This window comes from Microbacterium sp. NPDC078428 (assembly GCF_044542535.1).
GTDB classification, from domain to species: domain Bacteria; phylum Actinomycetota; class Actinomycetes; order Actinomycetales; family Microbacteriaceae; genus Microbacterium; species Microbacterium limosum.
In genome coordinates, this window is the sequence record NZ_JBITUP010000002.1 from 132,311 (window position 1) to 155,661 (window position 23,351).

Below are 23,351 nucleotides of genomic sequence, written 5' to 3' on the forward strand. Positions count from 1 at the left end.
CTAGGACTTCGAGAAGATCGCGAAGGCTTGGATGATCGCGAAGTTGGCAGGGTCGGCGGGGAACGCGCTCGGGTTCGTCGCTTCCACGTTCATCGAGATCAGCAACGACGTCTCGGGAACCACCGGCTGGCTGAAGCCAGTGATCGGGGAGATCACGTTGTTCACGACGCTCGCGCCGGCGTCCTTCGACGCGGAGAACGGGCCACGCGACCACGAGAGTTCGTCACCGCTGACCTCGATGTACGCGAGCGCCGCGGCGAGACCACCGGATGTCTGATCCAGAGCCTCCACGTGCCCGACGATGAAGATGTTCACGAAATCCATGTCGGACGGGACGGGCAGGTTGAACTGGACCGGCAGCATCGCGCTCAGGTCGAACCCGGACGCCTCCGCCCATCCGACATCAGGTCGGGTCAGTTTCGACACGGCCTGCGCACGCTGAGTCCCGGACGCGGTCCTCAAGTCGCGAACCTCGCGCTCGAGCTTCTTGATCCGGTCGACAAGAGCGCCGAGCCCTGCACGTTCCGGTGCCGGGTCTGCCATCAGTAAGCCTCCCCGCACGTGATCGTGATCCACTCGGCTTCTTCGTCGCCGGACATGCCCGCGATCCGACGCTGGTAGGTTCCCTTCGGGATGTACCCGCCCGGCACGTCACGGTCCGTCCCGATCACGACGTCGATGAGGTCCCCGACGTTGTACTCGTACGGGAACGGCGACCGATCCGTGCGGACACGGAACGACCAGAACTCCCACGGCCGCCGCGCCGTGCGCAACGTCTCCCCGTTCCACGCCCTGAGCACCTCGGGGTCGACGGTGTTCGTCGACGCGTCGGAGTCCAGATGCAGCAGCGGGAATCCCCGATCCACGAGATACGGGTCGTACAGCATTTCGACGAGCGTCGTGTCGTCGGCGCGTCCGCCCTCGGACCAGGAGACCGAACCCATCTGCGTCGGGTCCTTCGTGATCCTCAGTCCAGACCCCTGCGCCGGCTCCCACGCCAGCGCCGTCGCGCTCTGCAGCCGCGGCTGATCCTCGGAGCCGGACTCGTACACCCACCCGAACGTGTCGGGGCTCGTGCGCACGAGCTGCAGCCGAATGTCGGGCCCGTTCTCGACCCCGGACAGATCGGACAGAGCCGCCTCGAGATTCTTCCGCTCGATCGCCGGGTAGGTGCGCTCCCGCGTCCCGGCCCGGTCGGCGTGATACTCGATCGGGATGTCCGTCCAACCCGGCCATCCGCATGCCTGCTGCAGCAGCTTCTTCCCAATCGTGCCGAGATCGAAGCCGCTGATCGAGGTATCCAGGCTGGTGTCCGGGACCCCCGCCGCGGTCACGAGCGACTGTGTGAGCGCCGCTGACGGCAGAACACGGTGCCCGGTGGTCAGGAACCGCAGCCCGCGGGCAGTGACCCTGAGCGATCCGTCGTCGCCGTCCAGGTCATGCGGGAGGATCGGACCTCCGAACCATCGCCCGCCGACGTCGACCGCGATCGAGTGCTTCCACGGTGTGCCCGCGTTCGCCCAGTCACGGGACCCTTCGACGACGTCGTTCAGATCGATCGTCACGTCGACGGTCTCGGCCGTGTTCGCCTGCACCTGCCACGACAGGGAGGTGTGCTGGAACTCACCCAGCTCAGCGCCTCCGCGAGTCTCGAACAGGAATGTGCGAGGCATCCGTCACCACCAAGCCGGGAACACGCGTCCCTGAAGCATCGGGGAGCCAGACGGCCCCGCCACGTCGAACTGGAAGCGTCGCGTCGAGAGCGGCGGAACATCACCCCACTCACGCCACCGCAGCCACCGGGACACGTCCGACTGGCCGTCGATCATCGCGCGCCGCCCAGCGACGTCGATGTCCACCGTCGAGCCGACAGGAATGGGACGGTCGAACCCGATCCGCTCCCCCGTCTCGACGCACGTGATCAGCGCCGACGAGAACCCGCCCAGAAGGCGGAACATCGGAGCCGAAGGGGCACGGCCAGAGTTCACGAGCGCGACGCGGCCGGGCGAACCGCCTCCCGGCCACACCGCCGGCCAAACGACCGGCCACACGAGCCCGCCGCCCGAATCCGGAGGGGCAGTAGACACCCACTCGGCATCCGCGTATCGACGCGAGTCTCGAGCGACGAGATCGACGGCCACCGCCCCGTTCTTCCGTCCACGGTGATCCTCGAAGGGTGTCGCCTCCACCGACACTGTGCGCCACGTAGCGCCCGCTGGCGTCGTGACCGTCATCCGGACCGGCCCCTCGGCGCCGATCGCTGACAGCTCATCGACGGCGTTCTCGAGCGCAGCCTGCGAAGCGCCGACGTACACGGCGCGGAACGCCATGGCACGAGACGACCGCAGGGACCGCGACACCGGGAAGGCACCGTGCCCCTGCGGCCGCTCCGTGACCGGGGTCTTGTCGTCGACCTGACCCCACCAGTCGGTAAGCGCGGAGAACGCCCACCCCGCCCGAGTCTCGTCCTCGAATGCCAGACCGCCGAGGTCGATGGTGGTGGTGATCATGATGCGGCGAACTCCCTCTGCGCCTCACGCGCCCACTGTCGGGCCTGCACCCGAGGGTCGGTCTGCTGCGTCGTGATGTACTGATTCACGGTCGCCCCGCCTCCGCCCGTCAGCCCAGCGCTTATCCGGCCGCCGGTCTGCGCGGGATCCAGGGAGTCGAATGGCACCGCGATCCTCGCGGCGCGCATCCCTGCCTCGAACTGATCCATGAGAGCGACACCGCTCCGCCCGATCCGCGTCCACCCGGAGCCGGAGAGCGGGCCGCGCTTCGCGGGCGAGTTCGGGAAGAACCCGCCGACGAATTCGAGGATCCCGCCAACCGCGTCAGCGACCGGCCGGAACATCTGCCCGATGCCGTCTATGAAGCCCTGGATCAGCGCACGCCCCGAGCTCAGCAGAAGCTGCCCGATGCCGGAGAGCGCCTCGAGGGCCCGGCCCGGCAGGGACGCGACGAACCCGACGGCCTCGGTGATCTTCGTGCCGACCGTGCCCGCGAAGGACCCGATCTGCTGCGCCCCGTTCGCCAGCGCCGACCCGATACCGGAGAAGAACGACCCGAACTGGTTCGCTCCGTTCGCGAGCATCCCGCCGACCGCGGAGAAGAACCCGCCGATCTGCTCGCCGCCGTTCGTGAACTTCGCGATCGTGCCGTCCCACCAGCCCCCGAACGCGCCGAAGAACTCACCCCACTGGGCCGCCCCGTTCGAAAGACGCTCGTTCGAGGTGGTGAAGAAGTCGCTGATCTGCTGCGCACCGTTCACGAGCTTCCCGATGAAGTCGATCAGCGGAGGTACTACGGTCGTGATGCCCTCGACGATCAGCGGCAGCGAATCCGCGACCGACTCGATCAGCCCCGGGATCTGGGGCAGGACCTCCCGTGCGAGCTCCCGCAGCGACGGCACAGCCGACTGGAAGGCAGTCGCCATCTCCGGCCCGTACTCGTCGACCAGCTTCGAGATCTCCGGGAACACATCGTCAGCCAGGACCGTCGCCAGAGCGCCAGCGATCGGGAGAAACCCCTGCCCGATCTTGGCCTGCAGGTCGTCCCACGTGGCCGCGTTGATGCGGTTCTTGTTCGCGAGCTCATCCGACGTGTTCGCGAAGTCGCCCTGCACCCCCGAGGTCTGCTCAAGCAGGTAGGAGTACCGGGCCTGCTGCTTCTGCGCCTCGGTGAGCTCCTTGCCCGATTCGGCGATACCGGTGGCGTACGCGTACGCCTGGACCGATGCCGCCGACAGGTCGATGCCGTAGCGGCGCAGCGGCTCGGTCTCACCGGCCAGACCAGACTGGAACAGGCCGAGCGCTTCCGACACCTCGAGGTTCATGACCGACGCGAAGTCCGTCGCGCGCCCCAGGATCGACTCGAACGTGCCCGCGACGTCCCCTCCCTCGCCGGCGATGCTCTTCGCGAACGCGGAGAACTGCACCGAATAGGCGTTCAGGTCGCGGCGGCTGAGCCCGAAGGTCTGCGCCGAGGTGTCGCCGAGCCCGAGGATCGCGTCAGCGATCGGGCCGTAGGACACCTGCACGGCGTTGACGGACTCGTTCAGGTCGGAGGCGATGTCGATCGTGCCGAGCCCGAACTCGACCGTCTGCCGGAATCCGTCCACGAACGAGCGGCCGATGCGCGCGCCGACGCCGGTCGCGATGTTCGCGAGGCTCGTGCCGAAGAACGACCCGGCGAACACACTCCGGAAGATGCCCGACGCGCCATCCGACGCCCGACGCCACGCATTCACGAACCGGTTGCCCGAGTCGTTCGCGGAGTCCGCGAGCCGGGACTGAGCGGTACGGAGTTCCTTCGTCGCGTCCTCGGTGCGCTGATGCGCGGTCTCCACCTGACGGGACGCGGTAGCGAGACGCTCCTCCGCCCGGATCACCTGCGACGAGTCCGAGGCGTACCGCTGGCGCGCCTCCGCGAGCTGCGCCTCCGCGAGCCGCACCTTGCCGGCCGCGTCCTGCTCCTTCAGCCGCGCCGCCGATACCTCACGGGCGGACTTCGCGACGGCCTGCTCGAGCTCGCGGGTCGCCTTCGCGGTGAACCCGGTCGCCTCCGAATCGAACGCGCGCTTGAAGCCACGCCCGGTCTCGCGGCCCGACTGGGTGCCCGTGCTGGCGAAGATCCGCTTGAACCCCGAGCTGGCCGCCTTCGCCGACCCGTCGGTCTCCGTCTCGATACCGCGACGGAACCCCTTGAACGTGGGGATGATCGCGACGGCGCCCTGCCCGACCTGAGGTGTCGACATGCTCACCCCTTCCGGGTCAGGCGAAGGCGGACCTCCGCCCGAGCTGCTCTTCCAGCTCCGCGCGACGCTCCGGCGTCACGTCCGCGTTCGGGTCCTTCGTGCTCCACGGGCCCGGCAGGGTGAACGGGTCACGCCGCTTCTTCGGGTCGCGGTGCACGTTCATGAACGCCTCGGCGTGGATGATCGCGGCGACGTCCGCCTGCGACGCGGCACGGTCCTGACCGACCATCTCCGCGTAGATGTGCGACCCGGTCTCCTTGAAGAGCTCGGAGATCCACAGGTACGCCTCGCCGTACGTGAAGTCCCGGCCGATGCGGGACAGCCGGACGCCGAGGTACCGGCGGAAGTCCCAGGTGAGCGCTGAGCGGTGCTCCTCTACGAAGGCGAGGAGCTCAGGGATTCCCCCAGGGGAAGCTCAGCCGCCTTCGCCCACTCGTTGTAGAACGTCTTCAGGAACCGGGTCCGCTCGAGCGCGCCCATCGTCTCGTAGGCGGTGCGCGACTCTTCGCTGATCCACTCAGCAACCGCCTCGAACTGCTCCTCTTCGGTCTCCGCTTCTCCCGACGTCGCCGGCGCGATCACCTCGACGGGGAAGTCGAAGTCGATCGTGATCGTCGCGCCCCGCTTGGTCTTGTAGGTGAAGACGTCGTCGACGACCTCGTAGCTGCCGTTCTTCATGTGGGTGTCCTTTCGTGGGTGCTGTGGGTGTGTGGGTGAGAGCGGGCGGCGACGTCACCCACGAGCGCCGCCGCCCGCCGCTGTTACACGGCGGGGAGGACCCACTCGCCGAAGTGCTTCCCGCCGACGTCCTCGTGACGGGTGATCTCGAACACGAGCGCGTTGCCGTTCACCGCGCCGCGCTCGCTCCGGTCCTCGGTCGAGGACTGCAGCGTCACGTGAGGGGCGACGCGCCGACGGATCGCGCCGTTCGCGAAGATCTCCTCGGTGAACACGACCCAGCGGGTCGCGTGACCGCCGCCGTCGATCTCGACGTACCCGTTGACGTCGGGCGCGACGCCCGCGATGATCTCCCGCACCTGATCGGCGAGGACCTCGGCGGCCGTGATCGACAGGGTGACGTTCGCGAGACCGGAGGGCAGCGAGTACCCGTCCTGCCAGAACTCGATCGCCTCACCGTCGGCCGCCCACGCGAACTGCGGGCCACCGTCGGTCTTCAGCAGACCGATCTTCACGAACGCCGCATCGAGCGTGAGGCTCTCCGCCGCGCCCTCCACAGCCGTCGGGATGACCGTCCCGTAGGGGGCGAACCCGATGCTGCCGGTCACAGGGACTCCGACAGCGAGGATGTCGTTGCCAGCGCTATCCGCTGCCATGATGTCTCCTTCTGTGAGGCCACCCCGGACGGGGCAGCATGATTGACGGGCAGGCGCCCGGGTGTGTGGGTGAGGTCAGAGGGCGCGGCCTGCGACGCTGAACGTCACCGCGGAGTACACGCGCGCGAAGGTCGTCTCCTCGGGCACCATGAACGGCCCGTTGGATGACAGCAGCGCCGTGAAGGGGTTGTCCGGGTCCGGCGACGGGATCTGCGACGCGAGAGCCAGCACGATCCGCGCGAGCTCCTTCGCGTCATGCGGGTTCGCCCGGGTGCCGGCGAGGACCGTCAGCCCGATCGACGCCTCCCCGGTCAGGAACGACGTCATGGTGGTGCCGTCGTCGCGGATGACGAGCTGCTTGGCCGGCGGCGGGTCATTCGGGGACTCGACGCGCACGACCGCGACGTCGGCGCACACCGGCTCGGGACGGGCCGCCAGCGCCGCCCGATACCAGCCGGTCAGGTACAGCTCGAGGTCGTCGATGATCACAGCCGGGTCAGCCACGGCGACCCCGCTTCACGTTCGCCCGCAGCGCCCGCGCGAGGTTCCCCGTCCGGGACTCGATGATCATCGTCTTCGGGTCGGTGCCGATCACCAGGCCGACGTACCGCCGCTGATACTTCCCAGCCGTCACGATCCCGTCCCGGTAGTCGCCGGACTCCGTCGGCGCCGTCGACCGGGCGGTCTGCGCGATCCGCTCCGTCGCCTCGTCAACCAGGGCCGCGACGCCCGCGGATCGGGACAAGTCGTCGAAGAAGGCGTTGTTGAACTTCACCGCCACAGTCGGCCTCCTCCGTGATCGGCGCTACGCTCGCCCACATGAGGCGATACGCACCGCTCCTACTCGTCACCGCTCTGACGCTCGCAAGCTGCTCCACGGCAGCCACAGAGCCGGAGAGCGGCATACCCGTCGAACCGACCCCGGATGTCGAGTGCGGTGCGGTCAGCAACGGGATGCTCGCCGCCCTGCAATGGGGGCTCGACGACAAGCAGGACGGGTTCACCGTCGTCGACGCGGCCGCCATCCCCTCGCCGTACGACGACGGCACCTGGATGGTCGCGGCTACCTTCACCGGGCCCGGCGTCGACCCGACCCCCGGCGTCTGGTTGAGCAGCGTCGACCCCGCCGAAGCGACCGATACCGCCGCGCTGCTCGCCGTCGACGAGGTCGCCGAGGAGTTCAGCGCCTACGCCCAGCCCGACGGCATCTCCGCGAGCATGGACGGACACAGCGAAGCCGTCGCCTGCGTCACCGGCTAGACCGATCCGGTGTAGCGCTGCAGCGGAATCTCCCGCACAGGCTGCCAGCCCGTCCATGGGTTCACGTCTGCCGACGGGATCCCGTCGATCGTGTACACCGTGCCACCCTCTCCGCCCTCCCGGATCCGGTCGCCGATCTGCACATCCGTGTCCGGCGGGCAGAACAGCGACTTCGACTCGAGCGCAAGCGTCCGCGTCGAGTCCCCGAGAGTCGACGTCGACGACTGAGCGATGAACGCGCCCGGGATCTCGAGCACGACAGGATTCGCCCAGTCCGCCGGGATCTGCCCGCCCGAGTACGGGTCCGTGACCAGCCCGCCGCGAAGCCGGTAGACCGTCACGCCGTGCGGGAAGTTCACTGGTAGCTCTCCGGCCACAGGCGCGCCAGGGGGCGCTCAGACGGGAACGAACCCGCCGGAGCCCCACCCCGCGATGCCGCAGCGCACAGCGACCGCAGAGCCACGCTCGGGTCGCCGTCGAACGCCGACACCAGATCGCTGTACTCGACCGACGCGGAACCGACCCGCTGCGACTTCACCGACCGGGAGCCGCGCGTCACACAGTCGGAGTACACCGACTTCAGGATCGCGACGGCATCGCTCCACGACTCCGACGCGGTCTCAAACGACGAGATGCAGGGGGCGATGGATCGCGCGCGCACCAGAATGCGTCGCGCGAGATCCTCGTCGGTACCGATATCGGATGGACTGATCATCTCCACCGCCCCCTCTCCGTCACGCCGCGGCCAGCTTCTCGTCGTCGGCGACCAGCGCCGCGACGACCTCCGGCCGGTTTCCCGGCTCGGCGGGGACGATCTTCGCGTCGTCGGCGCGGCCCTCGTTGCGCTTCGCGATCTCCGCCTTCAGGTCGGCGACGCTCACGCCCTTGTACGGTTCCTCGGCCTCGGTGGCCTCGATGCCGCGGATCAGGCCGATGCCCACGAGGTGAGCGGCATTGGTCGCGTCGATGGTGTCCGCGCCGAACGAGTCGCCCCGGTAGACGTAGCGCTCGTTCTTCCCGTTGCGCACCACCGCGGCAGCACCGGTCACCTCGTAGGCAGCAGGCTTGCCGGCAGCCATCAGATGCCCGTGTCCGTGATCTTCACGGCCGCGGAGGGCTCGCGCACGACCGGGACGGTCACGCGGCGCGCGCGCAGCTTCCACCGGTCGTTGTCGTCGTCGCGGATGGCCTTCGTCTCGACGCCGACGCCGTTGACCCGCGAGTACCCGGGGCCGCCGATGTTCTCGTCGGCCATGCCGCCGAGCTGCTCGCTGTCCAGGACGATCGGGTCGGTCGCCGGCACGTGCGGCGACGTCAGCCAGTTCAGGCCGAGCACGTTCGGCCAGACACCGCCGACGACGGGGTTCGCGCCCTCCCGGGGGAGGATGCCCGCCTTGACGAACAGCGCCATCGCCTTGGCCCACTGCGTGCCCGTGAGCACGATGGTGTCCGGCTCGAACCCCTCCTCGAGGTCGATGACCTGCTGCTTCGCCATCAGCGCGCCCTGCACGATGTTCTCGCCCGCCGTCCACGCGCCACCGTGGCCCGAGCCCGTGGCGCTGAACGTCGCCGTGACCTTCGAGGCGATCACGCCGAGCGCGGCCGAGTCGACGAACTTCACGGACCGGTTCACGAGCTTCGTGAAGCCGCGGTTGACCGGGTCCATGTTCAGGCGCGAGATCGCCTCGTCGCTGACGATGGCGTCCTGACCCCACTTCGTGGTCTTCGCCGCCTGGATCTCCCCGGCCGTGAGACCCGTGATCGGGTAGCCAGCGCCGGGCTGGATCGCCTCGGGATCGGTGTCCGACTCGGAGGTCTCGCCCGACTCGTAGAGGATGACGCCACCGGCGGCCGTGAAGCGACCGGTCAGCAGCGCGTCCGCGATGTAGCGGCGGTCCAGCAGATCCCGCAGACGGCGCGACAGCACCGTCGGAGTACGCAGGAGGTGGTGGACGTCGATGTTCTCCCCGTCGGTCGTTGCCGCCGGAGAGGGGTAGGTGTAACCCATGGTGGTCTCTCTTCCTGGCGTCAGACGCCGAGTCGGATCTCGATGACGTCGCCGTCGGCCGCCGCAGCGGTCAGCGCGCGACCCACGAGCTTGTCGAAGGTGTTGGCCGCGATCGGCGCGACCTTCCCGTCCGCGGCGGACACGACGAGCCCGCCCGCGGAGATCGCCGCCGAGGCGACGACCTTGACGACACCTCCGACGAGGACGTTGAGCTTGTCGCCGTCGGCCGCGTCGGTCGCAGCGACGCCGATCACGGCAGCCGACGCGCCGGCGGTCGGGGTGACCTGGCGCGCGGCCGACACGTACAGCACCTGGCCGGACGTGATCGCCGCATCGGCGGTGAAGGTGATGCCGGGCGTGGCCGGCTCGAACAGGTGCGTGGTGCCAGCCATGTCAGGCTCCCTTCTCGGTCTTGCCCCAGCCCGCCTGGGCGTAGAGCGCATCCTCCGTGCTGGTCAGGGTGTCGGAGTGCCCGACCTCCGCGACCGGAACGGCGGTGTTCTTCGGCATCCCGGCAAGGATTGCGGTGATGCCGTCCTCGTCCTTGTCGAGCTGCGCACGCCACGAGTCGCGCGAACTCGACGCGATACGGCCATCGGCGAGAGCCGCGGCGACGATGTCGTCGCGACGCTGAGCGTCGATCGCGTCCATCGCGCGGCGGCCGGCCGCGGCGTCGGCGACGAGCTGCTCGTGAGCGGCCTTGTCGACGACGATCGCGCCCTCGGGGAGAGCGGCCGATGCGGACGGGGTGGTGGGGTCGGCCTGCTCCTCGAGCGCCTGGTCGAGCGCTGCGAGCAGCGTCTCGTCCGAAGCTTCGGCATCGGTCACGCCGAGCCGCTCGCGAAGGCCAGCCGTCAGATCGCTGTAAGCCACAGCGTTCTCCTTTCGGTTGGGGTCACCCGGCTCGGACGAGCTCGGGAGCTTGGGGTCGGAGATCGCCGCGGCGCGACGACCGTCGCTGCGCGCGAACACCGACATGTCGAATCGCGCCTTCGCGGCCGCAGCGTCACCGACGCCCTCGACGCGATCCGCGAGCTTCTCTGCGACGGCCTGCTCGGCGGTCAGGAAGCGGTCCTTGTCCATCTCGGCCAGCCAGTGCTCGACCGAGTCGCCAGACTTCGCCGCGTAGACCGAGGCGATGTTCCGGTCGAAGTGCTGCTCGAGGTCATCCGCGACCGCGCGGAGGTCCGCCGCGTCACCGATGACGATGCCCCACGCGTTGTGGATGTAGAGCTCGCTGTTGCGCATCATGATCAGCTCGTCGGCGGACGCGGCGATGAACGACGCCGACGACGCCGCGACGCCCTCGACGACCGCGACCACGCGCGCCTTGTGCGACCGGAGCGCGTTCATGATCGCGATACCCTCGAGCACCTCACCGCCGGGCGAGTTGATCAGCAGCCGGATCTCCGTCGTCTCCTCGGGAAGCTCGTCGATCACGCCAACGAACTCCTTCGCGGACACGCCCCAGTAACCGCCCCAGCTATCGATGGGGTCGTACAGGCGGAGCGTTGCGACGGTGCCCTCGGTGCGTGCGGTGGGTGCCTCCGCGCGGATCGGGGTGCGCTGCGCTTCCGCGCGCCCCGCGGGTCGGAACGGATTCATGCGGCCTCCTCGGGCTGTGCTGCCGCGTCAGCGACGCGCTGGATATCTGGACCGTCTCCGGTCAGTTCGGCTCCGGAGAGTCGGATGAGCTCACGGGCCTCGGCCTGCGTGAGCGGCACCTTGTCCGTCGCGAGGTACACCTTCTGCGCGGTCTCGGCGGCGGAACGCGCGCGCGCCGCGGCCTCGTCGACCCCGTCGGGCTCGCTGTCGGCCTTCACCGGCATGCCGTACTTCTCCCGCAGCCACGCCTCGAGCGGCGCGTCGACCGTGACCGCACCGGAATCGATCAGCGCCCGGATCGCCTCAGCGGTCACCGGCTGCTGCTCACCGATCGCTGCCGGCACGATCCGTGGCGCCGGTTCCGTCTCGCCCCAGTTCAGGTCGACGAGGTCCTCGATCACGTGCTGGTTGACGACGTCCGCGATGTGCTGCGCGACCGCGTTCAGCGAGTCCGTGAAGAAGTTCGCGAACGTCGACCCCAGCGCCCACGATCCCGTCTCGGTGCCGAGGTTCAGGAAGTGCGCGAGCACCGCGCGAGCGATCTGCTCGTCGTAGTACCGGATCGGCGCGTCCGTGTCCGGCAGCCGCCCCTCGACGCCGACGAACTTCAGCGTCGCGCCGAACGGCAGCGACACCCCCGCGGCATCGCCAGCGCGCGCGCCCTTCGCGATCCCGAGGCCCTTCTCGATCTGCTCATCGAGCCAGGCGACGGTCTCCTCGAACGAGCCACCCTCCGGCGGCTGCCCGCTGATGTACACCGGCAGTCCGAGACCGTTGCGCTCCGCGGTCAGCGCCTGGATGCGCAACAGCCGATCCTTCAGGACGAACATCTTGTAGGCCGCGCGCAGCAGCGACTCGCCCACCCAGTTCGCACCCTCGCGCTCGTTGACGTACGCGACGAGACGATCGACGGGGATACGCACCGAGCCGCGCCCAGGGATTCCCATCTGCTGCACCGCGACCAGGCCACCATCCGCCGCGACCTCGATGTCGGAGATCGTGCGCGGCGGCCGCCATGCGAGCTTCGCGATATGCGCGCGCCCGACCATGTCGATCGAGTACACCTGCTCGAAGAACGAATGCCCGTACACCAGCTCGAGCAGCGCGAGCCGCAGGTGCTCCTTCCACGAGAAGCGCCCCTTCGTCCGCAGCGGCGCCGTGACAGGCAGACCCTTGATTGGGATGCCGAGGTCCGCCGCGACATGCTCCGTGACCTCGTCGCGGCAGCCGGTGCCGTCCAGCACCCAGTCCGTCCGCATGATCGGGAGCATCACGGCGCGCAGCACCGACTTCACCTGCGGGTCCTCGCGGCGCATCCGGTCGAACACGTCGATCGACGCCGGCCACATGAGATCCGGGTTCGTCTCGTGCGTCTCAGCGACGAGACCACCCCAGCCGATCAGTCCGCTGCCCACCTGATATCCGGTCTCGGGCAAGGCAGCCTCCTTCGATCAGCGCTAGAAGCGGAGGGTCCGCAGATCAGCGTCGTGATTCGCGACGTCGTCGCGGGTCAGAATCCGGGCAGCCGGCGGCGGCACGGCGGGCTTCCGCGGCGTTGCCTCGGACTTCAGGACACCCCACAGCGCCCACGTCACCGCCTGCGCATGCGAGACGGGCTTCGTCGGGTCCGACTGCTCCCACGTGATCCCGGCGCGGCCGATGTTTCGTGTCGTCGCGAGCTCCAGCGACTTCGTAACCTCGGGCTGATCCCGGTGCGGGACCATGCCCGCGTTGACGTACTCGATGAACAGGGTGTGCGCTGCGGCGATCTCGTCGAGGTTCATCGACAGGTACTTCACGCCCGCGAGGTCAAGGGCGGACAGTACCGCCGCCGCGTTCTTCGCGTCCAGCACGACCAGCGCGTTCCCGAACTCCGCCTTCAGCTCCTTGAGCATCGGGGCGATCCACCGCGTGCCACGCTCGGTCCAGTGGTGCTCCACCGCGATCGAGTCGGAGTCGACACGGACGGCCTTCCCGATGGTGCCGTAGCCGCCGCCCCGGCCGAGCGCGAGGGACAGCACAACACCGTCGCCCTTCACCGCAGCGTCGTCGTTCGCGTGCCGAGCCCAGACCTGCAGGTCCAGCTCGGACAGCTTCGCGGCTACCACGGGACGGCGATTCGGCCACACGCAGAGGCGCAACCGGCGGACCGAGTCCGGGGACATGCGCGAAATCTCGTCCTCGAGCGTCTCCCGGGTCAGACCCGGGCGGTGACCGAGACCAGGGTTTGCGGCGATCCAGTTCGCCTCATCGCGCACGTCGATCTTGTCCGCAATGTCGGGATCATCCGACCCCTCCGGGCTGAACTCCATCCAGCCGGTGCGGGGATCCGAACCGGAACGACCACGATCACGGACGCCCTCCCACACCTCGGAGTCGTTCAGCTCGTCGGGGACGGTACCGGTGTAGATGATCTGGGTGTTGTCGACGGCGGACATCGTCGGGAGGAGCGCGTCGAGCGCCGCCTGCGACATCTGCTGCGCCTCGTCGACGATCAGCACGTCGACGGTGAAGCCGACACCCGAGTTGGCCGAGCGGGCCAGGTACAGCAGACGGTTCCCGTTCGCGAGCTCGAAGCCCTCCTCGCCGTGCGCGGTCGAGATTCGAGTGACCTCGCCCATCAGCACCGACGAGGAAGTGACGACGCGACGGAGCCGGAGAAACGCCTCGCGGGCGGTCTTGAACTGGTGCGCCGTGTGCACGATCGTCTTCGGCTCACCATCCGGCTTAGGCCAGAGGTACAGGTGCGCGAGAGTCGCCGGCGATAGCACGTCGCCCTTGCCGTTCTGACGTGCGACGAGCTCGCCGTGCTCGGTACACACCCAGCGTCCGGACGCGTCGACCGAGAAGATCGAGTCCAGCGACAGCGCCTGCCACGGATCGCTCTTGCGACCGGCGAGATACCAGAGGTCTAGAGCATCCTCGCCCCGCGACCCGACCCGCGGCGGCAGCCTATGAAGCCTCGGCCGCTGCGAGCCTACGAGCTCGAGCTTCGGCAAGCTGGTCGTCAAGGGTGACTCCCTTCACCTGCCCGTTGCCCTGCAGCTCCGTCAGCTCGCGGAGAATCTCGCGCTGCTCTTTCATCTGCAGATACACCCGCGGCGGATCGGTGCGTCGCAGCACCTTCACCAACTCGCGCGACTCCTGCAGCATCTCCTTCAGCACTTCCACCCGGGACACATGGCCCTCGTCCGTGAGCGGCGCCGCCTTCACCGGCTCGACCGGGGCATCCGCCCCCGGAGCAGCCGTAGCCGCCGCCCGAGCCACACGAGCCGGAGCAGACGTAGACCGACCGCCGTCATGCTCCTTCTGAGCCGCCCGGCACGCCGCATCGACCGCCTCCCCATCCCGCAGATGCCGCTTGTACGCGCTATAGGTCCCGCACTGCGCTTTCGCTCGCGGCATCCCGGCACCTCCGAACTGGTGTGAAGCCGCAACTGGTGCGCGACTCGAAGTTGAGCGGGGAGAAACGTGCCAGAACCGAGCGGGAGTGGGGCAGCGACCCGGGGTGCCTGGATTTTTTTGGCGCCCGGGGTCGGGGTTGTTCAGCGGAAGGCGGTGGGCATCAGCGTGTGCTGCGCGTTGTCCACGTGGCCCACGCCATGCGGAGGAACGCGATCGCGAGGCTGCGCCGCCACCTGCGTGCGCTGAGGGCGACGCCGGCGCCGCTGCCGGTCGCGTGCAGGTTCGTGGTGAGGCTGCCTATCTCGGTGGGCTCGGCGTCGCCGACGGCGAGGAGCACGCGCGTTGTGATGGTCCCGGCGATGGCGGCCATTGTCGGTTCCTCTCGGGTCAGCGTGTGATCGGGATGTGTTGCTCGGTGAGTGTGGCTTCGGTCTCGGGGGCGAGGTGTGCTCGGGGTTCGAGGTGCACGGCGTCGAGGTGGATGCCGGTGAGTGTGTGGGGGGCGCGTGGTGCGCTGGTGATGAGGACGCGGCCGCCGTTCGCGCTGGTGAGTTCGTGGCCTCCGGCTTTGCGGTTGATGGCGACGCTCTGGGGGGCGAGGGTCTGCGCGGCTTGGTCGAGTTGGTGGAGGACGGTGGTGCTGTCGGCTTCGCGGGGGGTGATGATCGCGATGTGCTCGCCGTTGAGCGCGTGGAGGACGAGGCCGTGGGCGGTGTACCGGTTCATGTCGGGGTCCGTTCAGCGTCGGGGCCGCGGACGGCCATGTGTGACGAGGGCGACGGGGTGGCGTGCTCGTAGCGGGGGGTGCCGAGGGGCGCGTGCGGTCGGACGCGTATGGGCTGGCCGCAGCTCATGCACGGGTAGGTCTTCGTGCTGGTCACGACGCTTCCCAGATCTCGACGGGTGCGTGGTCGCTCTTGCGGCTGTTGCAGGCGAGGTGCATGGGTACGAGGTCTTGGCCGACGAGTTTGCCGCCGTTGTTGATGGCGTCGGGGTGGTCGGCGGTGAAGGACATTCGGTGTCCGGTGGGGAGTGTGGTGTCGATGGGTTGGCCGCATCCCCAGCCGTGGGGTGAGCCGTGTCCGCATGGGAGGTTGTCGCGGGCGGTGCGGCGTTTGAGTGCGGCTTGTTGGCGTCGGTAGGCGCGGTGTCCTTTGCCGTCGCGGATGCTGCCCACGGGTGTGCCTCCCTGGGTGGTGGGTGTGGGGCGCCGGCCGGGTGAGCCTGAGGCTGGTGGTCGGCGCCCCGGCCGGTGCAGGTGGTCCCTCGCCTGAGGAAAGGTGCAGGCGATTGTGGGGGTCCTTCACGGTGAAGTCGTGGCCCGTGTTGACACCGGTGGTGGGTGGGCCCTGGCCGGGAGGAGCGTGGGCGTCTGTGCGCGAGGTCAGGCTCGACTGCCCGGCCAGGGCGGTCTGGTGGAGGGCGCGCAGGGCGCGTTTTTCCGGTTGAGGGGTATGGGGGCTCTCTGCGCGCGTATAACTGTGTTGCTTAGTTACTTAGTCATAGAGCTGTGCCAATTGGGGTTATCGCGCCCTATCGCGCCCTGCGGTGTTCTTTCCGCGTGTTTCTGGGGCTGTGGGAGGGTCCGATGGTGTTTTCGGATCGCGCCCTTATCGCGCCCTGTGGATAAATCGCGCCCTGCTTGCGTTCGGGGTGAGGGCGCGTTCCGTGGCGGGTGTGACGAGGGCCCCGGAGCGTGTGCTCTTCGGGGCCCTCGTGGTCGCGGTGGCTGGTGTCAGTCCGTTCCGATCTTGAATGTAGGGTCTGACACCGGCAGTGTGTCAAGCGGTGTTGGTTCGGCGTGTTGCGCGGGCGTCGTGCATGGCGTTGGCGACGCGGTCGAGGTCGTCGTCGAAGAGGTCGGCGTAGACGTCGAGGGTCATCGCGGCTGATGCGTGTCCGAGCATCCGCTGGACGGCTTTGACGTTGGCGCCGGCGCTGATCGCGAGGGATGCGGCGGTGTGGCGGAGGTCGTGCGGGGTGAGGGTCGGTGCGGTCGGGTCGGTCGCTTGCAGCTGTCGGACGGCTTTCACGAACCACCCGGACGTGGCGTGCGGGTGTGGGGTGGGCGCGTTGCCGGAGCCGAAGACGAACGCGTCGCGGGGTTTCGTTTCGCAGTGCTGCGCGAGCTCGTGGAGGAGGAAGACGGGGATGGGGACTTCGCGGGTGCGTCCGAGCTTGGGTGTGCCGATCTGGTAGGTGCCGCGGATGAGGACGGCGTTGTCTTCGATGGTGGCGCGGCGTCGGAGCATGTTGAGGTGGCGGACTCGGAGCGCGGCGGCTTCGCCCCATCGGAGGCCGGTGTAGGCGAGGAAGAGCACGAGGGTGCGGTTGGGGCCGGCGGCGTCGGCGAGCGCGTCGACTTGCTGGATGGTGAGGTATCGCTGGGGTTTGCGTTGCTGGGTGGGGAGGGTGAGTCCTTTCGCGGGGTTGCGGGGGATGATGCGGTCGCGTTCAGCGATCGCGAGGATGGATGAGAGCACGAACACGGCGCGGCGGACGGTCTGCGCGCTCTTCCTGCCGGCCGTGAGCTCGGCGATCCAGTCTTCGATCTCGGAGGGGCGGATGCTGGTGGCTGCGCGGGTGGCCCACCGCGGTTCGACGTGGGTGCGCCAGGCGGCGTCCATCGCGGCCTGGCTCGAGGGCTTGAGAGCGGCGAGGCGGCCGCGTTTCCATTGCTCGGCGAGGACGGCGATGGTGCGGCGTTGCTGGGTGGGGTCGATGTAGTCGCCGGTGGCTTTCGCGATGGTGATGGATGCGAGGTAGAGCTCGGCGTCACGTTTGGTCTTGAATCCGCGCTTGTCGGTCTGGGACTTGTCGGGTTTCCGGTAGCGGACGCGCCACCGTTTCCCGTCGCTGGTTTGGTAGGGGGTGATCGAGCCGGCCATGGGTTAGGCGACGTGTTCGCGGTGCGCCCATTGGCCGGCGCCCATCTTGGGTTGCACGTAGACGGTGTCGTCGAGACGGGTGAGGACGCGTTGGTAGGCCTCGACGATGCTGCGGACGACGCCGAGTTCGACGGCGATTGCGCCGGGGTGGCCGTCGTGGATGGTTTCGGCGCGCCGGTAGTCGTGAGTGTGGATGAGGCGGAGGGCTGCCCATTCGTCGGCGCGGCGTTCTTGTTTCGCGTTGATGGGGCCGAAGCGGCTGGGTGTGTCTCCGAAGACGGCGTGGGCGAGTTCGTGGGCGAGGACGCTGCGGTGGAGGCGGGCGGGCATGCCGCGGCGGAGGCGGATGACGTTGTGTCGGTGTCGGTATTCGCCGTCACGGTCGGGTGGGAGGAGTGCGTATTCGATTCGTACGCCGAGGGTGGCCGCCATCTGCTCGAGGTGGTGGTCGATGCTCACGTGTCTTCTCCGTTGTCGGGGTCGGTGTTGCGTGCGACTGCGTCGAGATCTTCGTTTGTGGTTCCGACACCGAAGTGGCCGTGGATGACGTTGCCGGTGAGTCGTTGTTTGGCGGCGCGTGCCCATTCGTCGAGGGCCTCGTCGACGTAGGGATCGGGGTTGGCGATGCGGGCGCCGTCCTCGACATACCGAATGGGCGCTGCGCTGAGATCGCGTTCGTCGACGAACTGGTGTGCGTCGCGCGCGAGTTCGTCGATGTTGATCCCGATGGCGTCGCAGATCGCTGCGAGCTGGTCGACGGTAATGGGGCGGACGCCGCGGATGATCTTGGAGAACTGAGACTGGGAGACGTCGCAGAGGATGGCGAGGTCGGCCTGGTTGAGGTCGAAGCGGGCGATGTAGCCGCGGATTCTCGCGGTGATTTCGCGGGAGAACGCTGTGGGTGCGTAGTTCGTCACGACTTCATCGTGTCAGATATGACACGAAACGCCTAACGATGCTTGTTTTCTAGTTCACACGAACTACGGTAGTCCACATGAACTACGAGACGCCGAGCGGCAGAGCGGCCCGGGCCATTCGTTCCATTCTTGCGGATCGCCGTGAATCGATCGAGGCCCTCGCCGACGGAACCGGGATCACGCTGTCGACGCTGAAGCGCCGTCTGCTGCTCGCCAGCCCGTTCACGATCGACGAGCTCGGCTTGATCGCGAACCACTTCGAGGTGCCGATCATCGACGTTCTCACCCCGGTCACTGACCGGCCCGCGGCGGTGGCGTCGTGAGCAATGTCGCGCAGCTGCGGAAGGCGCCGGTGACGCCGGTGCGGTACCTCTCCCCCGCTGATGTGTGCGAGCTGGTGCCGGGCATGACGGTCGCGAATCTGCAGGAGCTGCGCAAGCGCGGCAAGGGACCGCGGTATGCGAAGCCGACGGCGAAGACGGTCGTGTACGTCGAGGCGGATGTGCACGCGTGGGTGCAGGCGACGTTCGTGTCGCCGCGCGCCTGATCCACCCCCACCAACAAGACGACGCGCCCCCGGGTCCAGCGGGAGCGCGTCAGAAAGGACAACCTCGAATGTCCCTCAACGAGATCGTATCGCGCGACGACACGGTCGCCGTGGAAATGCCCGCTCCCGTGGCGGCCTCCCAGCACCTGAACCAGTCGACGGTGCCACCGCTGATCACACGCAGCTCGCGGCGCGGCCTGGGCCGGTTCGCCGGGGCGATGGGTTCCCTGTTCGGCGGGATCGGATTCGCGGTGATCGCTGCGACCGACGGGATCGCCGGCAACGGCGCCGACCTCGCCGCGGTGACCTGCGCGGGTCTGTTCGTGTGGGCGGCGTGGCCGATCATGCACCGCGAGTTCTGGTGGGAGAACATCGACGACCATCACCCCGACGCGCTCGGATCGTTGGATCTGCTCGAGCGGAACGGCCGACGATGACCGTCCTCCTCGCGGCCGCCGCCGCAGCCGCACTGATCTTCGCGTGGTCGCCACCGCCCGCCGAGCAATCCCCGGCGCTCCCAGCGCAGGGCGTGCATTCTCTCGCGTGGGATGGCTCCGCGTGGACGGTGACGGTCGAGCCGGGCGCTTGGGAGATCAAGTCGATCGAGCCGTCGCAGGAGATCCTGTGCGGGGCGAACTACGGGAAGCCGTGCGGCACGGCGTACACGCTGGCGTCGACGGCGGACTGCGTGATGGTGCAGGTCGACTGGTCGGGTCAGCACAACAGCACCGACCCGTGGGCTTGCAAGCCCACGCCGACCCCGGAGCCGACTCCCGAACCCACACCCACCCCTGAACCGACGGTGACGCCGGAGCCTTCTCCGGTCCCGTCCTCGAGCCCCGTGGTCACCCCCACGCCGTCCCCATCGGCGTCGACCACGGTCCCCAAGGTGGTGTCCCCGTCACCGTCCCCCAGCGTGACGGGGGCACCCCGCGCGGCATCCCAGCTTCCAGATGACGAGCTTCCGGCTACGGGCGGCCCGGCGTCCTGGTGGCTGTCGATCGTCGCCGGGCTGGCGTTGTCGCTCGGGACGATGCTGCTGCTGCCTCCGGTGGTGCGGCGTGCGCTCGCGAAGCGGGGTGCGCTGTGAGCGCGGCGCGGGTCGCGGTGGGGATCGACCCGTCGCTGGTGTGCACCGGTGTCGCAGTGATCGACCTCGATACGGGTGACGTGCTGACGCGTCGGTTCCGGACGGCGTCGCTGGGGACATCGTTGCGGGCGAAGCGTGACCGGTTGCGGAAGGCGATCGCGGGGATCCTCGCGGCTGTCCCTGCGTCGGTGGCGGTGTCGGTGATCGAGGTGCCGCATTCGGCGCAGCAGTTCGGGGCGCAGAACGAACGGGTCGCCCTGTACTGGTGGCTCGTTGATCAGCTGTTCGCCCGGGGCCCGGTGGTCGAGGTCGCGCCGGCGCAGCGCGCGAAGCTCGCGACCGGCCGCGGCAACGCCCCGAAGGCCGACGTCGTCTCCGCCGTTTCGACGGCGTTCCCGGCCGTGCACATCGCTGACGACAACGTCGCTGACGCATTGGCGTTGGCGTGGGCCGGCGCACGTTGGGCGCGGCCAGCCGCGGTTCCCCCGTACACCCCCGAGCAGGTCGAGAGCCACTCCCGGCTGGCCTGGCCGATCAGAACACAGGAAGGCGCATGACCATGGTGAAACTGTCCACGAAGCTCCCGAAGGAGTACGACGACAACGGGCTCGAGTCGAACACTCGGCACCTGCTCGAGCGGTACACGTCGCAGGAGTACACCCCGGTGGTGGGGTTGGTGCGCACGAAGGATGTGCACCAGACGGAGGACTTCGAGCGTGTGCCGCGCGCGGAGTTCGTCGCGATCGAACCCGCGATCGACAGTCTCGACGCCGACGCGGCGCGTGAGCTGCTGCAGCGACTGCACGACCGGCGGGTGCGGCATGTGAAGCAGCCGCTCGATCTGCCGGACGTGGACGAGGCCGAGGGCGAGGTCGTCGAGTCGTTGGCGATCGAGGCGGCGGACGTGGTCGACGCGGAGGTCGTCGACGACGAAGACGCGCCCCTCGCGCTGACCGGGCGGGGGGCCTGACATGTCCGCTGAGCACGTACCCCACGCCCCCGTCACCCCGATCAAGACCGTGCCGACGGCCGCGGAGCTGCTCGAGCGGCGCGCTGCGTTGCGGGCGGATGCCGAGTTGATCCAGGACGAACTCGAGCAGATCGATGCGGCGCTGATCATCCGGCTCGACACGGTCGGTGTGCATGACGTCGACGGCACGAAGGTCGAGATCCGCGAGTACTCGCGCACCGACTACAAGGCGCTCGAGGCGGCGTACCCGGTGGCCGAGTACCCGCAGCTGTATCGCACGGAGCCGTCGCTTGATCAGGCGGCGGTGAAGAAGGAGTTCGCGCCGGCGGCGCTGGACGAGTTCAAGGTCCGCGGGAAGAAGAGCGTCGTCGTCAAGTAGGCGACTGGCCGTGAGGGCATACACGCCGGGTTCGAGTCCCGGGACGGCACGGAAAGGACACCACGTCATGAACGAGAACGAGAAGACCGCCCGGATCATCCTCGAAGTAGCGGCCGAGGTAGCTAGATCTACCGCTAAGCACGGCGACCAGAATCATCTACCGCTCGGCACCGGCCCTCATGTGGAGGCGCTGTCGTTTGCGGGTGATGGGCAGACGGCGGAGAACCTGGCTCAGCAGGCCAAGTACTGGACTGACGAGCGCTCCAAGGCGCACGGCGACGGCACAGTGACCTGGCGGGACATTCTGACGGAGGAAGTCTTCGAGGCCTACGCCGAGGACGACCCGATCGCCGTGCGCGCGGAGCTCGTCCAGGTGGCGTCCGTTGCGGTCAAGATGATCGCCGCGATCGACGCCTCGCCAGCCGGGCTGAAAGAACAGTTGCGCAAGGTGTTCACCGCTGGCCCGAATGAGATGTTCGGACCGGTCCGATGACGGGCGTCGAGGACCTGTACCTCGGGGTCATCAAGGACGGCATCACCCGCCACCCCCGGTCGCTGCAGAAACGAATCGGCCCGTCCGAGATCGGCCGCCCGTGCGACCGGTGGATCTTGCACAAGCTGAACGGCGACGGTGAGCCCGACCGTGGGCCTGCGTGGAAGCCGGCGATCGGCACGGCAGTGCACGACCAGCTCGAGCGGTGGTTCGACGCCGCGAACCGTGGCGGCGGCGACGTCGACCACACCGAGTGGATCACCGAGTGGGAAGTGACCGTCGGCACGATCGGCGGGCAGCCTATCGCCGGCCACTCCGACTTGTTCCACGTCCCGACCGGGACCGTCATCGACCACAAGATCGTCGGACCGAAGCAGCTCGCGAAGTACCGACTGCACGGTCCGAGCGAGCAGTACCGGGTGCAGGCGCACCTCTACGGCAAGGGCTTCACCGACGACGGCGGGTGGGGGCCGGCGCGGGCGGTCGCGATCGCCTTCCTGCCGCGCGACGGCGAGCTGTCCCAGGCGGTGTTCTGGTCGGAGCCGTACGACCCGCACCTCGCGGCCGCGGCGATGGTCCGCGCGAACCGGCTCCACACAATGCTCACCGTCGTCGGTATCGATGCCGCCCTGGCGGCGTCGGCGCTGTGCGACGACCAGTGGTGCACCTGGTGTCGTGCGGAGAAGCGCGCGGTCGCGCGCGCCGCCGGGGCGTCACTGTTCGCCGACGACCTCGCCGCGAGCGCGGCGGCCACGGTGACGCCGGCGTGCACGGGCTGCGGCGGCCCGCTACCGCGCTCGGCGATCACCGAAGGGCTCGCGACGCACCCCACGTGCGAGCCCTCACCTCAGACTCCGGTCGCCGCAGTGCGCCCGGTCCCAGCCGCCCCGGTACCCGCCGGTGTGGCACCCGTCATCAACCTCTTCGACAAGCGATAAGACGAAAGCGAGCAAGACACATGTCACTCTTCGAATCCTCCAGCAAGGGCATCAAGTTCGACACGGTCGGTGCGTCCGTGACCGGCACGGTCAAGTCGGCGCCGCGGGAACGGCAGCAGACGAAGTACGGCACGCAGGAGCCGGACTTCTGGCCGAACGGCGACCCGAAGATGCAGATCCTCGTGGACCTGCAGACCGATCAGCGTGTGGACGCGACCGACGACGGCGAGCGCACCCTGTACGTCGCGAGCAAGAACATGAAGCGCGCGATCGGCGAGGCGATCCGTGCCGCCGGCGCGGCGGACATCCTGCCCGGTGGCGTCCTCACGGTCACGTACATCGGGAACGACCCGGCGAGCAAGAATCCCGCGAATCCGGCGAAGCTCTACCAGGCCAAGTACACGGCACCGACGTCGGCGTTCGCGCAGCCCGCGGCTGCGGCGCAGACGCCCGCGGCGCCCGTACCGCAGAGCGCGCCGCAGCCGGTTGCGGCTCCCGTCGCGCAGACCGCGCCTCCCGCGCACGGGCTCACGCAGGAGCAGGTGGCGCAGATCCAGCAGCTGCGCGCCGCGGGGATCCAGGAGTCGATGATCACGCAGGCGATGGGCGCGGTCGGCGTCACGCCGGAGATGATCGCGGCTTTCGACGGCACCCCGTTCTGACCCACGCTGGCCGCGGCTTCCTCTCCGGTCGCGGTCACACCCGGCGCGCATGCAGCGCCAGCCCTGCCACCGACCGGTGTGCGGCCTGTTCGAGTCAGG

Annotated in this window: 35 protein-coding genes; 11 read left to right on the forward strand and 24 right to left on the reverse strand. The window is 68.7% G+C overall.

Annotated elements, in window-relative coordinates; all coding sequences use genetic code 11:
- From ACIGCK_RS04745 to ACIGCK_RS04785, 9 genes are all read right to left on the reverse strand, one after another.
- Entirely contained in the window at positions 1 to 543 is a 543-nt protein-coding gene (locus ACIGCK_RS04745) for a hypothetical protein (RefSeq protein ID WP_396664230.1), read from the reverse strand.
- Positions 543 to 1,673, reverse strand: coding sequence for a hypothetical protein (locus ACIGCK_RS04750; protein WP_396664232.1), 1,131 nt, complete (start codon positions 1,671 to 1,673; stop codon positions 543 to 545). The genes ACIGCK_RS04745 and ACIGCK_RS04750 overlap by 1 nt, the downstream gene beginning before the upstream one ends.
- Positions 1,674 to 1,676: 3 nt before the next feature.
- Entirely contained in the window at positions 1,677 to 2,510 is an 834-nt protein-coding gene (locus ACIGCK_RS04755; RefSeq protein ID WP_396664233.1) for a hypothetical protein, read from the reverse strand.
- Positions 2,507 to 4,756: a hypothetical protein gene (locus ACIGCK_RS04760; RefSeq protein ID WP_396664235.1), complete on the reverse strand. Its 2,250-nt coding sequence runs from the start codon at positions 4,754 to 4,756 to the stop codon at positions 2,507 to 2,509. The genes ACIGCK_RS04755 and ACIGCK_RS04760 overlap by 4 nt, the downstream gene beginning before the upstream one ends.
- Positions 4,757 to 4,772: 16 nt before the next feature.
- A complete protein-coding gene (locus ACIGCK_RS04765) occupies positions 4,773 to 4,985 on the reverse strand; it encodes a hypothetical protein (protein WP_396664237.1) in 213 nt (70 codons plus the stop codon).
- Between the two features lie 146 nt (positions 4,986 to 5,131).
- The gene (locus ACIGCK_RS04770) at positions 5,132 to 5,434 is read right to left on the reverse strand and encodes a hypothetical protein (RefSeq protein WP_396664239.1); all 303 of its coding nucleotides are present in this window, start codon (positions 5,432 to 5,434) and stop codon (positions 5,132 to 5,134) included.
- Positions 5,435 to 5,517: 83 nt separating this feature from the next.
- The gene (locus tag ACIGCK_RS04775) at positions 5,518 to 6,090 is read right to left on the reverse strand and encodes a hypothetical protein (protein ID WP_396664241.1); all 573 of its coding nucleotides are present in this window, start codon (positions 6,088 to 6,090) and stop codon (positions 5,518 to 5,520) included.
- A 75-nt stretch (positions 6,091 to 6,165) separates the two neighbouring features.
- Positions 6,166 to 6,594 carry a hypothetical protein gene (locus tag ACIGCK_RS04780; protein ID WP_396664243.1) on the reverse strand — a complete coding sequence of 143 codons (429 nt, stop codon included), beginning with the start codon at positions 6,592 to 6,594 and terminating at the stop codon, positions 6,166 to 6,168.
- Complete coding sequence (locus ACIGCK_RS04785; RefSeq protein ID WP_396664245.1) at positions 6,587 to 6,871, reverse strand: HK97 gp10 family phage protein; 285 nt, start codon at positions 6,869 to 6,871, stop codon at positions 6,587 to 6,589. Before ACIGCK_RS04785 ends, ACIGCK_RS04780 begins: the two co-directional genes overlap by 8 nt.
- Before the next feature lie 38 nt (positions 6,872 to 6,909).
- Between ACIGCK_RS04785 and ACIGCK_RS04790 the strand changes: the two genes are divergently transcribed.
- The gene (locus ACIGCK_RS04790; RefSeq protein WP_396664246.1) at positions 6,910 to 7,350 is read left to right on the forward strand and encodes a hypothetical protein; all 441 of its coding nucleotides are present in this window, start codon (positions 6,910 to 6,912) and stop codon (positions 7,348 to 7,350) included.
- On the opposite strand, the gene ACIGCK_RS04795 is transcribed toward ACIGCK_RS04790, so the two are convergent.
- The 15 genes from ACIGCK_RS04795 to ACIGCK_RS04865 form a co-directional block, all read right to left on the reverse strand.
- Entirely contained in the window at positions 7,347 to 7,709 is a 363-nt protein-coding gene (locus ACIGCK_RS04795) for a hypothetical protein (protein WP_396664248.1), read from the reverse strand. The genes ACIGCK_RS04790 and ACIGCK_RS04795 overlap by 4 nt on opposite strands.
- On the reverse strand, positions 7,706 to 8,065 hold the full coding sequence (locus ACIGCK_RS04800) for a hypothetical protein (protein WP_396664249.1): 360 nt from the start codon (positions 8,063 to 8,065) through the stop codon (positions 7,706 to 7,708). Before ACIGCK_RS04800 ends, ACIGCK_RS04795 begins: the two co-directional genes overlap by 4 nt.
- Before the next feature lie 19 nt (positions 8,066 to 8,084).
- Complete coding sequence (locus ACIGCK_RS04805; RefSeq protein WP_396664250.1) at positions 8,085 to 8,429, reverse strand: hypothetical protein; 345 nt, start codon at positions 8,427 to 8,429, stop codon at positions 8,085 to 8,087.
- A complete protein-coding gene (locus ACIGCK_RS04810; RefSeq protein WP_396664252.1) occupies positions 8,429 to 9,358 on the reverse strand; it encodes a hypothetical protein in 930 nt (309 codons plus the stop codon). The genes ACIGCK_RS04805 and ACIGCK_RS04810 overlap by 1 nt, the downstream gene beginning before the upstream one ends.
- A gap of 20 nt (positions 9,359 to 9,378) precedes the next feature.
- Positions 9,379 to 9,750 carry a capsid cement protein gene (locus tag ACIGCK_RS04815; protein ID WP_396664254.1) on the reverse strand — a complete coding sequence of 124 codons (372 nt, stop codon included), beginning with the start codon at positions 9,748 to 9,750 and terminating at the stop codon, positions 9,379 to 9,381.
- Between the two features lies 1 nt (position 9,751).
- Complete coding sequence (locus tag ACIGCK_RS04820) at positions 9,752 to 10,963, reverse strand: head maturation protease, ClpP-related (RefSeq protein ID WP_396664256.1); 1,212 nt, start codon at positions 10,961 to 10,963, stop codon at positions 9,752 to 9,754.
- Positions 10,960 to 12,399 carry a DUF935 family protein gene (locus tag ACIGCK_RS04825; RefSeq protein ID WP_396664257.1) on the reverse strand — a complete coding sequence of 480 codons (1,440 nt, stop codon included), beginning with the start codon at positions 12,397 to 12,399 and terminating at the stop codon, positions 10,960 to 10,962. The genes ACIGCK_RS04820 and ACIGCK_RS04825 overlap by 4 nt, the downstream gene beginning before the upstream one ends.
- Before the next feature lie 21 nt (positions 12,400 to 12,420).
- Positions 12,421 to 13,974 (reverse strand): hypothetical protein, encoded by a 1,554-nt coding sequence (locus tag ACIGCK_RS04830; protein ID WP_396664259.1) that lies wholly within the window; start codon positions 13,972 to 13,974, stop codon positions 12,421 to 12,423.
- On the reverse strand, positions 13,916 to 14,143 hold the full coding sequence (locus tag ACIGCK_RS04835) for a hypothetical protein (protein WP_396664260.1): 228 nt from the start codon (positions 14,141 to 14,143) through the stop codon (positions 13,916 to 13,918). Before ACIGCK_RS04835 ends, ACIGCK_RS04830 begins: the two co-directional genes overlap by 59 nt.
- Positions 14,144 to 14,528: 385 nt before the next feature.
- Complete coding sequence (locus tag ACIGCK_RS04840) at positions 14,529 to 14,738, reverse strand: hypothetical protein (RefSeq protein ID WP_396664261.1); 210 nt, start codon at positions 14,736 to 14,738, stop codon at positions 14,529 to 14,531.
- Positions 14,739 to 14,755: 17 nt separating this feature from the next.
- On the reverse strand, positions 14,756 to 15,094 hold the full coding sequence (locus tag ACIGCK_RS04845; protein ID WP_396664263.1) for a hypothetical protein: 339 nt from the start codon (positions 15,092 to 15,094) through the stop codon (positions 14,756 to 14,758).
- 151 nt (positions 15,095 to 15,245) lie between these two features.
- Positions 15,246 to 15,545 (reverse strand): HNH endonuclease, encoded by a 300-nt coding sequence (locus tag ACIGCK_RS04850; RefSeq protein WP_396664265.1) that lies wholly within the window; start codon positions 15,543 to 15,545, stop codon positions 15,246 to 15,248.
- 604 nt (positions 15,546 to 16,149) lie between these two features.
- Positions 16,150 to 17,256 (reverse strand): tyrosine-type recombinase/integrase, encoded by a 1,107-nt coding sequence (locus ACIGCK_RS04855; RefSeq protein WP_396664267.1) that lies wholly within the window; start codon positions 17,254 to 17,256, stop codon positions 16,150 to 16,152.
- A 3-nt stretch (positions 17,257 to 17,259) separates the two neighbouring features.
- The gene (locus tag ACIGCK_RS04860) at positions 17,260 to 17,715 is read right to left on the reverse strand and encodes an ImmA/IrrE family metallo-endopeptidase (RefSeq protein ID WP_396664269.1); all 456 of its coding nucleotides are present in this window, start codon (positions 17,713 to 17,715) and stop codon (positions 17,260 to 17,262) included.
- The gene (locus ACIGCK_RS04865) at positions 17,712 to 18,173 is read right to left on the reverse strand and encodes a helix-turn-helix domain-containing protein (protein ID WP_396664271.1); all 462 of its coding nucleotides are present in this window, start codon (positions 18,171 to 18,173) and stop codon (positions 17,712 to 17,714) included. The genes ACIGCK_RS04860 and ACIGCK_RS04865 overlap by 4 nt, the downstream gene beginning before the upstream one ends.
- Positions 18,174 to 18,250: 77 nt before the next feature.
- Between ACIGCK_RS04865 and ACIGCK_RS04870 the strand changes: the two genes are divergently transcribed.
- From ACIGCK_RS04870 to ACIGCK_RS04915, 10 genes are all read left to right on the forward strand, one after another.
- A complete protein-coding gene (locus ACIGCK_RS04870) occupies positions 18,251 to 18,496 on the forward strand; it encodes a helix-turn-helix domain-containing protein (RefSeq protein WP_396664273.1) in 246 nt (81 codons plus the stop codon).
- Positions 18,493 to 18,720: a helix-turn-helix transcriptional regulator gene (locus ACIGCK_RS04875; RefSeq protein WP_396664274.1), complete on the forward strand. Its 228-nt coding sequence runs from the start codon at positions 18,493 to 18,495 to the stop codon at positions 18,718 to 18,720. Before ACIGCK_RS04870 ends, ACIGCK_RS04875 begins: the two co-directional genes overlap by 4 nt.
- Positions 18,721 to 18,788: 68 nt before the next feature.
- Positions 18,789 to 19,157 (forward strand): hypothetical protein, encoded by a 369-nt coding sequence (locus ACIGCK_RS04880; RefSeq protein ID WP_396664276.1) that lies wholly within the window; start codon positions 18,789 to 18,791, stop codon positions 19,155 to 19,157.
- A complete protein-coding gene (locus tag ACIGCK_RS04885; RefSeq protein WP_396664277.1) occupies positions 19,154 to 19,810 on the forward strand; it encodes a hypothetical protein in 657 nt (218 codons plus the stop codon). The genes ACIGCK_RS04880 and ACIGCK_RS04885 overlap by 4 nt, the downstream gene beginning before the upstream one ends.
- A complete protein-coding gene (locus tag ACIGCK_RS04890) occupies positions 19,807 to 20,367 on the forward strand; it encodes a hypothetical protein (protein WP_396664278.1) in 561 nt (186 codons plus the stop codon). The genes ACIGCK_RS04885 and ACIGCK_RS04890 overlap by 4 nt, the downstream gene beginning before the upstream one ends.
- Positions 20,364 to 20,780, forward strand: coding sequence for a hypothetical protein (locus tag ACIGCK_RS04895; RefSeq protein WP_396664279.1), 417 nt, complete (start codon positions 20,364 to 20,366; stop codon positions 20,778 to 20,780). Before ACIGCK_RS04890 ends, ACIGCK_RS04895 begins: the two co-directional genes overlap by 4 nt.
- A gap of 1 nt (position 20,781) precedes the next feature.
- Positions 20,782 to 21,159 (forward strand): hypothetical protein, encoded by a 378-nt coding sequence (locus ACIGCK_RS04900; RefSeq protein ID WP_396664280.1) that lies wholly within the window; start codon positions 20,782 to 20,784, stop codon positions 21,157 to 21,159.
- 67 nt (positions 21,160 to 21,226) lie between these two features.
- A complete protein-coding gene (locus tag ACIGCK_RS04905; protein WP_396664281.1) occupies positions 21,227 to 21,652 on the forward strand; it encodes a hypothetical protein in 426 nt (141 codons plus the stop codon).
- Complete coding sequence (locus tag ACIGCK_RS04910) at positions 21,649 to 22,590, forward strand: hypothetical protein (protein WP_396664282.1); 942 nt, start codon at positions 21,649 to 21,651, stop codon at positions 22,588 to 22,590. Before ACIGCK_RS04905 ends, ACIGCK_RS04910 begins: the two co-directional genes overlap by 4 nt.
- A 20-nt stretch (positions 22,591 to 22,610) precedes the next feature.
- Positions 22,611 to 23,252, forward strand: coding sequence for a hypothetical protein (locus tag ACIGCK_RS04915; RefSeq protein ID WP_396664283.1), 642 nt, complete (start codon positions 22,611 to 22,613; stop codon positions 23,250 to 23,252).
- The last annotated feature ends 99 nt before the right edge of the window (positions 23,253 to 23,351 follow it).